Origin of the sequence: Archangium lipolyticum (genome assembly GCF_024623785.1) — a bacterium.
Classification (GTDB): domain Bacteria; phylum Myxococcota; class Myxococcia; order Myxococcales; family Myxococcaceae; genus Archangium; species Archangium lipolyticum.
This window is the reverse complement of the sequence record NZ_JANKBZ010000020.1, coordinates 86,971-100,988: the sequence shown is the minus strand read 5'-3', so window position 1 is coordinate 100,988 and position 14,018 is coordinate 86,971. Positions and strand designations below refer to the sequence as shown.

The following is a 14,018-nucleotide window of genomic DNA, read 5'->3' as shown; positions in this document are numbered from 1 at the left end:
GTGTCCGTCACATCGCGCCGGCTCGCCGGCCTCGCCGTCTGCCTGTCGTTCTGTCTCTCCCTGTCCGCGTCGGCCCAGACATCGCCCGACGCGGGTACTCCCTCCGCTTCCTCCGACGCGGGCACACCGCCCGAGGAGGCCTCGCCGGACACGGGTGTCTCGGCCGAGGACATGAAGGCCCTCGAGGAGGCGCTCGGGCAGGACGCCGCCGCGGCGGCGCAGTCGGGCTCGAGCGCCGCGGCCAGCGGCACCCCGGCCACGTCGTCCACCAGTGGCATCACGCTCAGCCCGTCGAACATCAACATCCGGGGCCTGGAGCTGTCCTTCGTCCTGGACGTGGCGGGCGCCGCCTTCACCTCGAAGGAGCCCCTGCAGACGGGCGGGCACGATCCCACTGTCAGCGGCTTCAACTTCCAGCAGCTGGAGATGTCGCTCAACACGGCGGTGGATCCGTACTTCCGCTTCACGGGCAACATTGTCTTCAGCCAGTTCGGCGTCGAGGTGGAGGAGGCCTACGCCACCACCACCTCCCTGCCCGCCAACCTCCAGCTGCGCGCCGGCCAGTTCCTCACCCGCTTCGGCCGGCTCAACGCCACGCACCCTCACGCGTGGGACTTCGTGGATCAGCCCTTCTCCATCGGCCGCGTCTTCGGTGGCGAGGGCAACCGCGGGCTGGGCGTGGAGGCCTCCTGGCTCACCCCGCTGCCCTGGTACGTGGAGGTGATCGGCTCGGTCACCGACGCCAGCGGCGAGGGCACCGCGCGCAGCTTCCTCGGCTCCTCGAGTGGCGGCGTCACCTCTCCCTTCGACTTCCAGTTCACCGGCGCGGTGAAGCAGTTCTTCCCGCTGTCGGATGACCTGTCGCTGATGTGGGGCTTGTCGGGCGCCAATGGCCCCAACCCCACCGGCTACCGCAACCGCACCGACGTGATCGGCACGGACGTGTACCTCAGGTACCGGCCCATCTCGGGCGGCAGCACCACGATGGTGACCTTCCAGGGCGAGCTCTTCTACCGCCGCCGGCAGGTTCCCCAGGACGTGCTGTCGGACTTCAGCGGCTATGGCCAGGCGCTCTGGCGCTTCGACCAGCGCTGGGCCACCGCCGCGCGCTACGAGTTCGGCAGCCCCGCGCGCACCCGGGGTAGCCTCGTCGCGGATGATCCACTCGATCCCGAGTGGACCGACGACCGCCAGCGCATCTCCGCCAACCTCACCTTCTGGCCCACCGAGTTCTCCCGCCTGCGCCTGCAGGCCGCCACCGACCTCGCCCGCTGGCGCGAGCGCCCGGACTACTCGGTCTTCCTCGCACTCGAAGTGGTGATGGGCGCGCACGGCTCCCACGCCTTCTGAAACCCTCTTGCTCCAGGAGTCTCCGATGAGCCCCTCTCGATGGATCGCGGCCCTGAGCGCCGCCCTCTGCCTCCTCCTCTCCTTCCCCGCGCGCGCCGACCTGAAGGTGGTGACCTCCGTGCCAGACATCGCCGCGCTCGCCAAGGCCGTGGGCGGCGACAAGGTGCAGGTCACCTCGCTGGCCCTGTCCACGCAGGATCCGCACTTCGTGGACGCCAAGCCCAACCTCGCGCTGGATCTCAACCGGGCGGACCTGCTGCTCGCCATCGGCATGGATCTGGAGATCGGCTGGCTGCCCACGCTGCAGAACGGCGCGCGCAACGACCGCATCCTCTCCGGCAGCAACGGCTACCTGGACGTGTCCCAGTTCGCGCGCAAGCTGGAGGCCCCCACCACGCCGGTGGACCGCAGCCAGGGCGACGTGCACCCGGGCGGCAACCCGCACTTCCTCTATGACCCGCGCGCGGGCCTGGCGGTGGCCACGGGCATCGCCGACCGGATGATCACCCTGGATCCGAAGAACGCGGAGGCATACCGCGCCAACCTGGCGAAGTTCTCCACCGAGTTGGAGCAGGCGCGCGCCGGCTGGGAGAAGCGCCTGGCCGGGATGAAGGGCGTGCCCGTCATCGCCTACCACCGGACGACGGCGTACCTGGCGGACTGGACGGGCTTCCAGACCATCGCCTACCTCGAGCCCAAGCCCGGCATCCCGCCCAACCCCGCCCACGTGGCCCAGGTGCTGGGACAGGGGCGGCAGAAGAAGGTGCGGATGATCCTGCAGGAGGAGTACTACCCCGCCACCACCAGCAAGCAGCTGTCGAAGCTCCTCCCCGCGCCGCTCGTCGTCCTCCCCGGCGGCACCAACTTCCGTGGCGGGCAGACGTACATCCAGCGCATCGAGGAGGTCGTGACGCGCCTGGAGAACGGCCTGAAGGGCCAGGGGACCTGAGCCATGCGACGCTCTCTCTTCCTGCTGTTGGGACTGGCGCTCGGTGGCTGCGCATGGGAGCCCGGCCAGGGCTTCGCCGTGGTGGAGCCCTCCATGCGCGTCACCTACGAGCCGCTCTCCGAGCGCGCCACGAGCGACGGCTACCAGCGGCTGAGCTCGGACTATCAGGTGCGCGTGGATCTGGCCGTGATGCGGATGTCCGGCATCGAGCTGCTCGCCAGCGCGGGCGGCGGCGGCGGCGCCTTCGATCCGTCCAACCCCCCTCCGGGCTACTCGCTGTGCCACGGTGGCCACTGCCACCGCGACGACGGGGCGCTCATCCCCTACGAGCAGATCGCCGCGGAGATGGGTGGGGGCGGAGGCTCGCGCACGGTGGTGACGCTGCCCGTCGCGGAGCCGCTCGATCTGCTCGCCCCGGAGACGCGCGCGCTGAGCTGCTCGCCCCGGTGCGCCCTGCCGGAAGCCCAGGTGTCCCAGGGCCGCTGGGGCGTCGAGTCCCTGCGGTTGGAGGGCTCCGTGCGTGACGGACGCGTTCCCCCGCGCATCGCCGATGCGCGCCGCTTCCGGGTGGACTTCGTGCCGGACGATCAGAGCGACGCACCCGTGGCGATCCTCTCCGGCGAGTTGGACCTGCCCTCGGACCGCTCCACCCCTCCGGCGGCGAAGCTGGACCTGAGCCTGAAGCTGACGGCCGCGCTCTTCGATCCCCTGGACTGGAGCACGCTGAGTCAGGACCAGAACGGCGTAGTGAACATCACTGCCTCGACCCACCCCGAGGCATACAAGGCGCTGATGGAGCGGCTGGCCCGTTTCTCCCCCGAGGCGGAGGTGACCCGTGCAGACCCCTGACCATGCCCACGCCCACGACCATGCGGATGGACATGTCCACCACCAGCACGAGCACTCGTCCGACCTGCTCCTGTGCTGTGAGGACCTGGTCGTCGGCTACAACGGCAAGCCCCTCCTGCCGGCCATCAGCCTGCAGATCCGCCGGGGCACCTTCCTGTCCGTCATCGGCCGGAACGGCTCGGGCAAGAGCACCTGGTTCAAGACGCTGCTGGGCATGCTGCCCCCAGTCTCCGGCAGCGTGGCCCGCACCCACGAGCGCGTGAAGAGCGCCTACGTGCCCCAGACCTCCGGCATCGACGCGCTGCTGCCGGTGCGCTCGCGCGAGCTGGTGCAGTGGGGGCGGCTGTCCGGGTGGAACTTCCTGTGGCCCTTCCCCAAGAAGCAGGACCGGGCGGTGGTGGAGTCGGCGCTGGACTCGGCGGGAGCCCGGCTCATCGCCAACCGGCCCTACCGCGACCTGTCCGGAGGCCAGAAGCAGCGGGCCCTGCTGGCGCGGGTGCTGGCCACCGAGGCGGACCTGGTGCTGCTGGACGAGCCCACCGCCTCCATGGACGCCGTGGCCGAGCGCGAGACCATGCAGCATCTGGCGGAGCTGGCGCGCGGGCCCCGGCGGCTGGCGGTGGTGGTGGTGAGCCACGACCTGCAGATGGCCGCCGACTTCTGCGACCAGTTCCTCTTCGTGGACAAGGACGGCCCGGCCATCGTTCTGGGGGACGCGAAAACCGTCTTCTGCCATCCTGCCTTCCGCCACAAGTACGGCGACGACTACTGCCCCACCCACAACCCCGTTCACCCCCGATAGGACCGACGCTTGGATCCGCAGCTCGCCGATACCACCACCTGGTCACAGTTCTGGGATGCCTACGAGCTGTTCAGGGACCCCATGCTCTGCGCGCTCATCGCCGGGAGCGCGCTGGGGTTCCTCAGCGTGTACGTGGTGCTGCGGCGCATGGTGTTCGTCAGCGCGGCGGTGACGCAGTCGGCCGGCCTGGGCGTGGCACTGGCCTTCTTCGCGGAGATCCACGTGGGCTTCGCCATCGAGCCCACCCTGGGCGCGGTGGGCATGTCGCTGGTGGCCACGATGCTGCTGATGACGGATCCCTCGCGGCTGCGGCTCACGCACGAGAGCATGCTGGGTCTGGCCTACGCGCTCACGGGCGGCGCGGCCATCCTGGTGGGCGACCGCATCTCCCAGGAGGCCCATGACATCCAGGGCATCCTCTTCGGCACGGCGGTACTGGTGGAGCGGCCCCAGCTCATCGCGGTGACCGTGGTGGGCGGGACCACCCTCCTGCTCCACCTGTGGTGGTTCCGAGGCCTCACCTTCGCCAGCTTCGACCGCACCGGGGCCATGGTGCAGGGGCTGCCGGTGCGCATGCTCGACGCGGTGGTGATGATCTCCATCGGCCTGATGGTGGGCGTGTCGGCGCGGGCGCTGGGCGCGCTGCCGGTGTTCGCCTTCTCCACCCTGTCGGCCATCGCCGCGCTGATGCTGGACCTGCGGCTGCCGTGGACCTTCCTGCTGGCCACGCTCGCCGGAGCCATCTCCGGCCTGGGCGGCTACCTCTTCGCCTACTTCTACAACTTCCCCGTGGGCGGCTCGCAGACGGTGCTCGCGGGCGTGCTGGTGGTCCTCGCCATGGTCGCGCGGGCCCTGCGCCAGCTCTTCACGCACGGCACGTCCAGCTGATCCCAGCCCCTGCCCGGCCTCTCGGAGTCCTGGCAGGCAACCGACGGGTGGCCCGGAAGAAGCGGGCTCTGATGACCCCGGTCGGCCCCCATATTGGGCCGTGGGAGGTCTCATGAAGAGACAGGAGTGCCTCCCAGGGGGTCATCCACGGTGGGCACCACCTCTGGAGAGAAGAGCAAGCACCTGCCCACGGGCGTGGTCGGGTTGGATGTCGTGCTCCACGGCGGGTTGCTGCGCGGCGCGATGTACCTCATCACGGGCGCGCCGGGCACTGGCAAGACGGTTCTTTCCAGTCAGGTCGCCTTCCACCGCGCGGCCGCTGGCGAGAATGTCGTCTACGTCACGACGTTCTCCGAGTCCCACGCACGGCTGCTGTCCAACCTCGAGTCCTTCACCTTCTTCGACCGCTCGCTCGTCCAGAGCCGCCTCACCCTGCTGAGCGGGGTCGCGGCGCTCGAGGAAGGCGGCCTCAAGCGGTTCCACACGATGCTCAGCGAAGCGGTGCGCGAACATCACGCGTCCCTGATCGTCATCGACTCGCTGAACACGGCTTCCGAGCTGGTGTCATCTCCCTTCGCCTACCGCAAGTTCCTGCGGGAGCTCGGGACCTTCCTGTCGCTCATGGGCTGCACGGCGCTGCTGGTCGCGCACAAAGGGGAAGAGCAGGAGATGCTCCATCAGTTCGCCGCCGACGGCATCATCGAGCTCGACCAGAAGATGTTCGGGATGAGGCTGACGCGCGAGCTCCTGGTCCTCAAGCTGCGGGGCAGCTCGCACCTGGGGGGCCGGCACGTCTTCGACATCGGAGACCCGGGTGTCACGGTCCACCCGCGAAGGGAGGCGCTCCTGCTCGATCGGGAGCTGGTCTCCCCTCCCCCGGAGCACAAGAGCCGCTTCGGGATTCGCGGACTCGACAACATGTTGGAGGGAGGCGTGCCCTCGGCTTCGATGACGGCGGTGATGGGCGCTCCCGGCAGCGGGAAGACCCTGCTCGGGCTCCACCTGCTGAAGGAGGGATTGGACCTGGGGCAGCCGAGCCTCTATTTCGGATTCTACGAAACGCCCCCGCGGCTGATCGCCAAGGCGGAGGGAGTGGGTCTGCAACTGCGCGCGCACGTGGAGTCCGGACTGCTGGAGGTGCAGTGGCGGCAGCCGACCGAGCAGTTCCTCGACTCCGTCGCCGAGCAGATATTGGAGGTGGTGTACCGCAACAAGGTGAAGCGGCTGTTCATCGACGGGGTGGATGGACTGATGCAAGCCGCGGCACACCCGGAGCGCTTCCCCGTCTTCTTCACCGCGCTGAGCAACGAGCTGCGCGCGCTCGGAGTGAGCAGTGCCGTCTCGATGGAGACGCCCTTCGGCGGACCCGAGTTCGGCCTCCCCCCGGTGGGTCTGTCCGCGACCGTCGAAAACATCATCTTCGTGCGGTACGTGGAGCTCCGCGCGCAGCTCCACCGGCTCATCTCCATCCTGAAGATCCGCGAGAGCAACTACGACCCGTTCATCCGCGAGTTCCACATCACGTCCCACGGTCTCGAGGTCGCGAGCACCTTCGACAGTGCCGAAGTGGTGCTCGGCCAGATGAGCCAGAGAGGGCAGAAGGAACCCGCCCACGACCCTCCCCCCTCGCACTCCCGCTCCCCACAGGAAGGATCAGGAGACGACGTATGAGGCATGTGCTCATCGTCGATGACGAGCCGGACATCGCGAACGTGCTAGCGGAGCTCCTCGGTGAGGAGGGCTTCGATGTCCGCGTCGTGCACGATGGCCGTCAGGCCCTGGCCGCCATGGCGGAGAAGAAGCCGGATCTGCTCATCACCGACCTGATGATGCCCAGGATGGACGGGCACACGTTGATCCGAGAGGTCCGCGGTAGCGAGGCGCTCCGGGATCTCCCCATCCTGGTGATGAGCGCCGGAACACTGGACAGGAGCCTCGTCACACCCAAGACGCGGTTCCTGCCCAAACCCTTCGAGTTCGACCGGATGCTCGAGGTGATCACGCATCTGGTCGGGTGAGAGCTCAAAACACGCTGCGCACGAGCCCGCCGTCGACGCGGAGGGCGGCCCCGTTGATGGCGGAGGCGAGCGGGCTGCTCACGAAGGCGGCGAAGTCGGCGATCTCCTTCGGGTCGATGAGGCGCTCGATGAGCGACGTGGGGCGGTTCTCGCGCATGAAGCGCCGCTCCGCCTCCTCGAGGGACACGCCGGGGAAGAGATCCTGGACGAACTTGCCGACCCCCTCGGTCCGGGTCGAACCCGGCAGGAGGGTGTTGACGGTGACGGCCGTCCCCTTGGTCAGCTCGGCGAGGCTGCGGGACACGGAGAGCTGCATGGTCTTCGTCGCGGCGTAGTGGGCCATCTCGGGCGAGGGGCTGATGGCGGACTCGCTGGCGATGAAGATCACGCGGCCGGTCTTCTTCGCCAACATGCCCTTGAGGTAATGGCGGGCCAGACGCACGCCGCTCATGATGTTGACCTCGAACAGGCGCTGCCAGGCCTCGTCCGTCTCGTCGAAGAAGCCCACGGCCTCGTAGATGCCGAGGTTGTTGATGAGGATGTCCACCTCGGGGAACTGGCGGACGGTCTCCGCGGTGCCCTCGGCGGTGCCGTTGTCGGCGGCCAGCTTCTCGAGCTTCGCGCCCGGCACGCGGGCACGGATGTCGGCGATGGCGGACTCGACGCTGGAGACGCTGCGTCCGTTGATGATCACCCGGGCGCCCTCACGGGCGAGGGCGGCGGCGATTTCCTTGCCGATGCCGCCGGAGGAGGCGGTAACGAGGGCGAGCTTGTTGTCGAGGTGCAGGTTCATGACGGGTGCTCTTTAACGGGAGAGGGCCTTCGGGGCATCCCGAATTCAGTGCACCCACCTGCCCCCCATTGCTGACATGCTCGTGGCCAGAGGACTCACACCGAGCGGCCATGCAAACGAGCAACTACCACTTCACCACCCTCTGGCGGGTCGAGAGCACGGTCCAGGAGATCTACGAACTCCTGGAGAACGGGCGCGAGCTGCCGCGCTGGTGGCCAGCCGTGTACCTGGAATACGTCGAGCTGGCGCCTGGGGGCAAATACGGCCTGGGCAAGCGCTTCAAGTTCCATACGAAGGGGTGGATGCCCTACACGCTCCAGCTCACCTTCCACCGGACCGAGACGCGGTATCCGCACGGCTTCACCTTGCAAGTGACAGGTGACCTGGAGGGTACCGGCGTCTGGAAGTTCGAGCAGCACGGCCCCTATGTGCATGTCCACTATGACTGGACGGTCCACACGAACAAGCCGCTCTTGAAAGGCCTGGAGTTCCTGCTCAGGCCCTTGTTCGAGTCCAATCATCGCTGGTGCATGAATCGCGGCGAAACAAGCCTCACCCTGGAGCTGGCGCGGCGTCACGCCCGCAGCCCGGAGGAAGCGGCCCGTGTGCCGAATCCCCCTGGCCCTTCGTTCCCGCACAACCTGTGGCACCCCGTGCGCCTACTCGACTTCCCTGAAAGGGGTTAACGGACGGCGGCGGAGACCTTCTTGAACTCGGGAGTGCCCGCGCACCCGAGCAGATCGAAGAGCGCGGCCTCCACGGTGACGATGTGCGCGCCCGCCTCGCGGCACATCTCCAGGCCCACGCGGCGATCCTCCGGGTTGCGCGACATCACGGCGTCCGCGCAGAGGAACGGGGTGAAGCCCTTCTCGGTCAGGTCGCGCACCGTCTGGAAGACACAGACGTGCGTCTCCATGCCGATGAGGAGCACCTGCTTGCGCTGGCCGAGCCGCGTGGCCACGTCGGGCACACAGGCGGTGAACTCGAGCTTCTCCACGGCCGAGTAGTTGCCCAGCCGCATCTTCACCAGCGAGTGCGTGGGCCCCAGGCCCTTGGGATACTGCTCGGTGACGATGATGGGCAGCTCGAGCGCCTTCGCGCCCTCGATGGCGGCGTTGCAGCGGTTGAGCACCCGGTCGAGCGCGTCACGCTCCATGGCGGCGCACAGCCGCTCCTGGATGTCCACGACGAGGAGCGCGGCCTGGTCTCTCTTGAGTCGGAAGGTGGGCATGAGGGCGGATTGTCCGAAGCCGGGCCCCCTCGTCAAGCACGGCGCGCGGGCGATTGATGGCCCCCCAACGGGCCCGCTGAGGTATGCCGGAGCGCGATGAGCGACCCCCTGCACCTGGATGACTGGGGTGGCACCGGTCCGGTGTTGCACCTCGCCCATGCCAACGGCTTTCCACCGGGCAGCTACCGCAAGCTCATCGAGCTCCTCAAGCCGCGCTACCACGTCCTCACCCTCCGGAGCCGCTGCCTCGTACCGGGGACGGATCCGCGCGCGATGCGGGACTGGGACGACATGGCCGACGAGCTGGCCCAGGCGCTGCGCGCGCGCGGGCTGGAAGGGGTGGTGGGCGTGGGCCACAGCATGGGCGGCGTGGCGACCCTGCTCGCCTCCGTGAAGAACCCGGGGCTCTTCCGGGCCGTGGTGGCGTTGGACCCGGTGCTGTTCACGGGCAAACGACTGCTGCTGCTCCAGGCGCTGACCCTGCTCGGGCTGCGGCACCGGGTTCCCCCCGCGAGCCTGGCCCGGCGCCGCCGCGAGTCCTGGGGCTCCCGTGAGGAGGCCGCCACGAGCTACCGCAAGAAGACCCTCTTCCAACGATTCGATCCCGATTGCTTCCAGGACTACCTCACCCATGGGCTCACCGAGGTGCCCGGAGGCGGTTTCCGGCTCACCATCCCCAGGGACTGGGAGGCTCGCGTCTTCGAGACGTCACCGCGCGGCGTCTGGCGGAAGCTGCGCGCGGTTCCCGTACCAGCGCTCGTGCTGCGCGGGGAGGACTCGGACACGCTCCTCCCGGAAGCCCTGGAACGTGTCCGTCGCACGCTCCCCGGCGTTCACACCGGAGAGCAGCCCGGCACCCACCTCTACCCGTTGGAACATCCAGAGGACTGCGGGCGGCGCATCCTCTCGTTCCTCGACTCGGTGCCCGAGCCCGCGCGGCCCACGGCCTGAGCCACGCGGCACGCGCGAACGCTTCAGTACGAGGCGTTCTCCATCGCCCGGAGGGGGATGACATTGGAGCGCGCCACGGCCTTCACTCCGAGCCCGCCCCGGCTCGCGAGGAAGTCGCGGGCACGCCGGCCCTCCGGCAGGTGCGGATCCGCCTCTCGCCAGCACTCCAGGACGGAGGCGAAGGCCGGAGCCGCCTCGGAGAGGGAGCCCCGGGCGACCTGCGCCTCGGCCACGAGGAGCCAGGCATGACCGCAGCCGGGACGCTCCTTCACGAGCGCCTCGGCCAGCTCCAGCGCCCTGTCCGCCCTGCCCGAGCGCAGGCGCGAGCGGGCCAGCGTCTCACGCGCCGGGCGGGAGAAGGCCGCCGGACCCGCGGCGCGCAGCCGGCGCTCCAACCGCATCGCGCGGATGAGCGTGGCCTCGGCGTGGGCGTCATCCCCCTGGCGGGACTCCAGCGCGCCCCGCAGCTCGCAGGCCGCCAGTTCCACCACCCGGGCGACATCGCGCGGGCACAGCATGCGGCTGTCACCCTTGCGCTCCTCGGCCAGCGGCGGGTGCAGCGCATCGAGCTCCTCGCAGGCCCGCTCCGCCTCCACGAGCTTGCCGGACTCCAGCGCGCGCAGCCCCCGGGCATACGTCTCCAGGCCCGCGAGCAGCCCGCGCTCCGCCGGGCTCGCCTCGGGCGGCAGCTCCACGCGAATCTCCGCGGCCGCGCGCCAGAAACCGAAGCGCAGGTGCAGGCTGGCGAGCGCACCGGCCGCGAACACGAGCGCCTGTCCGGAGGGCGGCGTCACCGACTCCACGCGGGACCGCAGGCGGCGCGCCCAGGACTGGGCCTCGCCGTAGCGCCCCGCGTCGGCGCACGCGACGGTGAGCAGGCGCAGCGCATGGCCCGCCACCGGCGCGGCGGACTCGGGCAGGGACTCCTGGGCGAGCCAGGCGTCATCCGCGGCCACCGCCGCCTCGAGCACCTCGCGCGCCTCGCGCGTATGGCCCACGCGCAGCAGCAGCCGGCCGGAGCCGAGCAGCGCCGTGCTCGCGCGAGGTGCCAGCAACCGCAGGCGCCGCGCGCTCTCCAGCGCCGCCTCGGGGCGGGGACCGTCCGCCGTCACCTGGAGCCACGCATGGTGCACGCCCTCGTGGTTCGGGTGCGTGCGCAGCAGCTCGCGCAGGAGCGCCTGGGCATACGGCTGGCCCGCGCCGGGACGCCCATCCGGCTCGTACCCGTCCGTGAGGAAGCCGGCGAGCAGCAGCCGCGCCTCGGCGTCCTCGGGGTAGAGGTCCACGAGGGACTCCATCTCGCGCACGAAGCCATGACGGCCGTTGGCGGGGCCCTTGTCGGCCAGGAAGGTGGCCGCGACGATGTAGCGCTGCTCCGCGTCCGTCACGTCCTCGCTGAGGGCGAGCGCCCGGTGGATGGCCTCCGCCCGCTCCCCCGCGTAGCGGGCACCGGCCCCCCGCGTCATGGCCAGGCCCCAGTACGCCATGGCGAGCCGCGGATCCCTCCGCGCCGCCTCCGCGAAGGCGCGCCGGGCCTCGGCGCCCCACCCCAGGTGCAGCAGGCGCAGGCCCTGATCGAAGTACGCCTGGGCCAGGGGCACCCGGGTGCTCACCGGGAGGTGCGCGCGGCCCAGTCCCTCGCGCAGCGGAGGCGTGGACAGCTCCGCGTCCGGGACGTCGTCCCAGGGGCTGGAGGGGAAGATGGAGGGTTCCTCGGCTCGAAGGTGTCGTGACAGCATGATGACCTCTCTCACGCCCCGACCGGGGCAAACGATTCGTCCACAACGGGCCGCGCCAGCGCCTCGACGCGCCCGGCCAGTTCCCGCCACGCCACCGCCAGCTTCTCCACGGGCACCGGCGGCGCCTTGCGCCGTGCCGCGACGCACTCGTGCCGCCAGCCCATGCCCATCACCTCCACCACCCACTCCTCGTACCCGGCCAGCCATCCGGCCAGGGCCACCACCGCGGTGTGCGCGGCGGAGCACTCCCCCGGGGTGACGGGCTCGCGAGCAGCCCCGAGCCCCGCCGCGTGGAAGACGGGCCAGACCACCCGGCCCTCGTCCACCAGGGACGGGGAGAAACCGTCACGCGGCACGTAGACGGTCTCGCCGCACACGCGGCACAGCGCCCCGAAGCCCCACAGCGTGAAGGCCCCTCCCCCGGGCAACGCACCCGAGTAGGCGCTGGTGCCCTGCTGTCCCGCTGGAATGCGCTCGCGAGTGAGGCCCCGGCGCAACAACAGGTTGTCCACGTGGGAGACATCGCGGCCGATGCACCACATGGAGACGTCGAACAGCCGCTCCCCTTCGCGCCGCACGTCCGGCGGGAGGAGCTGGGGAAGGGAGGCGCCCATGCTCAGCTCGCCTTGGCCGCCGCGCCCTTGCGGGCCGCGACCTCGCCGAACAGCGCCTTGAAGTCGACCTGCTGGCCGCCCTTCTTGCCCAGCACGGCGTTCACCGCGCGCACCAGCTTGCCGCGCACCTTCGGCGACAGCGGCTTGTCCTCCAGGGCGGCCTGCACCTGCTGCACGCTCACGCCCCGGCCGCTCTTCGGCTTGCCGATGCCCAGCTCCGCGTACGGCTTCGTCTGATTCTCCTTGTCGCGCCGCTTGTCGGAGCGCTGCTTCGCCAGCTTGCGATCCGCCTCGTCGCGGGCCTCGAGCTGGCTGGACAGGCGCACCAGCGCCTCGGGCTTCACCTGCTGATCATTCAGGAACTGCTTGAAGGTACCCATCGTCGTCTCCTGCTGTGGAATGGCTGGAAGGGGTGGAGCGGGAGGCGGTCCGAGCCCTCCCGCGCCGGGTTTCAAGAGCGGGAGTGCTCAGTGCTCGTGATCGTGCTCGCCACCCTCCTCCTCGATGACGAGCGAGACGCTGCTCTGGGAGGTGGGGCCGAAGGTCAGCGTGTACGTGCCCACCTGGAGCTCCGCGACGTAGCGGCCCTTGACCTCGCCGCACGCCTCCGAGCTCTTCTCGGAGGACTCGAACGACACGGACGAGGAGCCGGCGGAGGTGGCGATCCCCAGGTTCACGTCGGCGCCGAGGAAGAAGACGTAGTGCGCGGCCTCGCCCACCGCGAAAGACACCGAGCCCGTGTTGCCCCCGGTGCCCGCCGGCAGCGCGATGTCGTAGCGCTTGTGGTCATTGCTCACGGCGGGAGCTCCGTTCGCCGTGGCGGTCGCGGTCACGGAGACGCCGGGGCCCTCCTTGAGGTGCTCGCACCCCTCGGTATCGGCCTCGCTGGTATTGCCGCATCCCACGACGAGGGCACTCGACAGCAGGCAGGCGAACAGGGACTTCTTCATCATGGTGTCTGACTCCAGCTAGGAACTGCGTTGTGGTGCTGCGATCTCCCCACGCTCCCGTCCCGAGGAAGACATGGGACTCCCGGAGCGAGGGGAAAGGCGTGCGCGTGGATGTGGAGCGGCAAGGGCCTCGCCTCACGCACCGGTGCCCTGAAGTCGAAGCGCCGTGGCCATGCACGCGCCGCGTGCTCCGGGCCTCAGGAGAGGCTCGGGCACACGTCCGGGTGCGGGAGACGGAGCCGCGTGGGCGGGGTGCGCGGGCGATTCGCGAGGGGACCACGGCCGCGCGCGAGGAGGGGCAATACCCTCACCCCGACCCTCTCCCAGAGGGAGAGGGAGGAGACGCGCGGCGAAGGACCTCGCGGGCGCTCAGACCACGGGCGGTGAGGACTTGGGTGCCAGGTGGAGCCACTCCACCGGCGGCTCCACGGCCTCGCTGTCCGCCACGAACACCGGCCCTGACAGGACCGGCTCCTCCGGCGACAGCATCACTCCGGCCGGAGGCGGCGCCACCCGGCGGAGGAAGACATGCGCGCAATGCGCGTCCGCGCCGTGCACGGACGCCTGGGCATCCGAGCCCGTGATGCGCTCGTCCTCGAAGGACACCCGCACCACCTGGACCGGCGCGTCACCCTGCTCGACTCCCCCCTCGTGCAGCAGCTCGCCGTGCTCGAGGCACGTGGCGTGCTGCACCAGGACGAAGTGCGCCACGCTCCCCAGGTACGCCAGCACACACAGCAGCACGAGCGGCAGCGCCAGCAGGCGCGACCTTCGGGACAGCTGTGGCTCGGAGAGGTGGCGGCTCACGGGAAACGCGGTTTCAGGGGAAATACAGTTGCGTCTTGGAGTTGTACGCGAGGGCGCGCCCTCATGCAAGCGATTGC

General features: G+C 69.9%; 16 protein-coding genes. 9 read left to right on the top strand and 7 right to left on the bottom strand.

Annotation, left to right across the window (positions count from 1 at the left end):
* The 7 genes from NR810_RS33570 to NR810_RS33540 all read left to right on the top strand — a co-directional run bounded on the left by NR810_RS33570 (position 1) and on the right by NR810_RS33540 (position 6,856).
* A complete protein-coding gene (locus NR810_RS33570; protein WP_257458536.1) occupies positions 1-1,350 on the top strand; it encodes a zinc-regulated TonB-dependent outer membrane receptor in 1,350 nt (449 codons plus the stop codon).
* A 25-nt stretch (positions 1,351-1,375) separates the two neighbouring features.
* A complete protein-coding gene (locus NR810_RS33565; protein ID WP_257458534.1) occupies positions 1,376-2,299 on the top strand; it encodes a metal ABC transporter substrate-binding protein in 924 nt (307 codons plus the stop codon).
* Positions 2,300-2,302: 3 nt separating this feature from the next.
* Entirely contained in the window at positions 2,303-3,148 is an 846-nt protein-coding gene (locus NR810_RS33560) for a hypothetical protein (RefSeq protein ID WP_257458532.1), read from the top strand.
* Positions 3,135-3,950, top strand: a complete 816-nt coding sequence (locus tag NR810_RS33555) for a metal ABC transporter ATP-binding protein (protein ID WP_257458531.1) — start codon at positions 3,135-3,137, stop codon at positions 3,948-3,950. Before NR810_RS33560 ends, NR810_RS33555 begins: the two co-directional genes overlap by 14 nt.
* 9 nt (positions 3,951-3,959) lie before the next feature.
* The gene (locus NR810_RS33550) at positions 3,960-4,838 is read left to right on the top strand and encodes a metal ABC transporter permease (protein WP_257458530.1); all 879 of its coding nucleotides are present in this window, start codon (positions 3,960-3,962) and stop codon (positions 4,836-4,838) included.
* A gap of 150 nt (positions 4,839-4,988) precedes the next feature.
* A complete protein-coding gene (locus tag NR810_RS33545; protein ID WP_257458529.1) occupies positions 4,989-6,509 on the top strand; it encodes an ATPase domain-containing protein in 1,521 nt (506 codons plus the stop codon).
* On the top strand, positions 6,506-6,856 hold the full coding sequence (locus tag NR810_RS33540) for a response regulator (RefSeq protein WP_257458528.1): 351 nt from the start codon (positions 6,506-6,508) through the stop codon (positions 6,854-6,856). The genes NR810_RS33545 and NR810_RS33540 overlap by 4 nt, the downstream gene beginning before the upstream one ends.
* 4 nt (positions 6,857-6,860) lie before the next feature.
* Here the strand turns inward: NR810_RS33540 and NR810_RS33535 are convergent, their stop codons facing one another.
* Positions 6,861-7,649 carry an SDR family NAD(P)-dependent oxidoreductase gene (locus NR810_RS33535; protein ID WP_257458527.1) on the bottom strand — a complete coding sequence of 263 codons (789 nt, stop codon included), beginning with the start codon at positions 7,647-7,649 and terminating at the stop codon, positions 6,861-6,863.
* 110 nt (positions 7,650-7,759) lie between these two features.
* Between NR810_RS33535 and NR810_RS33530 the strand changes: the two genes are divergently transcribed.
* Positions 7,760-8,335 (top strand): SRPBCC family protein, encoded by a 576-nt coding sequence (locus NR810_RS33530; protein ID WP_257458526.1) that lies wholly within the window; start codon positions 7,760-7,762, stop codon positions 8,333-8,335.
* Here the strand turns inward: NR810_RS33530 and NR810_RS33525 are convergent.
* Positions 8,332-8,880 carry an isochorismatase family protein gene (locus NR810_RS33525; RefSeq protein ID WP_257458525.1) on the bottom strand — a complete coding sequence of 183 codons (549 nt, stop codon included), beginning with the start codon at positions 8,878-8,880 and terminating at the stop codon, positions 8,332-8,334. The genes NR810_RS33530 and NR810_RS33525 overlap by 4 nt on opposite strands.
* Before the next feature lie 96 nt (positions 8,881-8,976).
* On the opposite strand from NR810_RS33525, the gene NR810_RS33520 reads away from it, so the two are divergent.
* A complete protein-coding gene (locus NR810_RS33520; protein WP_257458524.1) occupies positions 8,977-9,831 on the top strand; it encodes an alpha/beta fold hydrolase in 855 nt (284 codons plus the stop codon).
* A 23-nt stretch (positions 9,832-9,854) separates the two neighbouring features.
* Here NR810_RS33520 and NR810_RS33515 read toward each other — a convergent pair whose 3' ends face one another.
* The 5 genes from NR810_RS33515 to NR810_RS33495 all read right to left on the bottom strand — a co-directional run bounded on the left by NR810_RS33515 (position 9,855) and on the right by NR810_RS33495 (position 13,941).
* Positions 9,855-11,570 carry a tetratricopeptide repeat protein gene (locus tag NR810_RS33515; protein ID WP_257458523.1) on the bottom strand — a complete coding sequence of 572 codons (1,716 nt, stop codon included), beginning with the start codon at positions 11,568-11,570 and terminating at the stop codon, positions 9,855-9,857.
* 11 nt (positions 11,571-11,581) lie between these two features.
* Entirely contained in the window at positions 11,582-12,184 is a 603-nt protein-coding gene (locus NR810_RS33510; protein WP_257458522.1) for a hypothetical protein, read from the bottom strand.
* 2 nt (positions 12,185-12,186) lie between these two features.
* Complete coding sequence (locus NR810_RS33505) at positions 12,187-12,564, bottom strand: hypothetical protein (protein WP_257458521.1); 378 nt, start codon at positions 12,562-12,564, stop codon at positions 12,187-12,189.
* Positions 12,565-12,651: 87 nt separating this feature from the next.
* Complete coding sequence (locus tag NR810_RS33500; RefSeq protein WP_257458520.1) at positions 12,652-13,137, bottom strand: hypothetical protein; 486 nt, start codon at positions 13,135-13,137, stop codon at positions 12,652-12,654.
* Between the two features lie 366 nt (positions 13,138-13,503).
* Positions 13,504-13,941: a hypothetical protein gene (locus tag NR810_RS33495; protein ID WP_257458519.1), complete on the bottom strand. Its 438-nt coding sequence runs from the start codon at positions 13,939-13,941 to the stop codon at positions 13,504-13,506.
* Positions 13,942-14,018: the final 77 nt, after the last annotated feature.

What these genes read in the sequence shown, in the direction of transcription:
- NR810_RS33565 (WP_257458534.1), top strand. Translation starts at nt 1,376, where the DNA reads ATGAGCCCCTCTCGATGGATCGCGGCCCTGAGCGCCGCCCTCTGCCTC.
- NR810_RS33560 (WP_257458532.1), top strand. Translation starts at nt 2,303, where the DNA reads ATGCGACGCTCTCTCTTCCTGCTGTTGGGACTGGCGCTCGGTGGCTGC.
- NR810_RS33540 (WP_257458528.1), top strand. Translation starts at nt 6,506, where the DNA reads ATGAGGCATGTGCTCATCGTCGATGACGAGCCGGACATCGCGAACGTG.
- NR810_RS33535 (WP_257458527.1), bottom strand. Translation starts at nt 7,649, where the DNA reads ATGAACCTGCACCTCGACAACAAGCTCGCCCTCGTTACCGCCTCCTCC.
- NR810_RS33530 (WP_257458526.1), top strand. Translation starts at nt 7,760, where the DNA reads ATGCAAACGAGCAACTACCACTTCACCACCCTCTGGCGGGTCGAGAGC.
- NR810_RS33525 (WP_257458525.1), bottom strand. Translation starts at nt 8,880, where the DNA reads ATGCCCACCTTCCGACTCAAGAGAGACCAGGCCGCGCTCCTCGTCGTG.
- NR810_RS33520 (WP_257458524.1), top strand. Translation starts at nt 8,977, where the DNA reads ATGAGCGACCCCCTGCACCTGGATGACTGGGGTGGCACCGGTCCGGTG.
- NR810_RS33515 (WP_257458523.1), bottom strand. Translation starts at nt 11,570, where the DNA reads ATGCTGTCACGACACCTTCGAGCCGAGGAACCCTCCATCTTCCCCTCC.
- NR810_RS33510 (WP_257458522.1), bottom strand. Translation starts at nt 12,184, where the DNA reads ATGGGCGCCTCCCTTCCCCAGCTCCTCCCGCCGGACGTGCGGCGCGAA.
- NR810_RS33505 (WP_257458521.1), bottom strand. Translation starts at nt 12,564, where the DNA reads ATGGGTACCTTCAAGCAGTTCCTGAATGATCAGCAGGTGAAGCCCGAG.
- NR810_RS33500 (WP_257458520.1), bottom strand. Translation starts at nt 13,137, where the DNA reads ATGATGAAGAAGTCCCTGTTCGCCTGCCTGCTGTCGAGTGCCCTCGTC.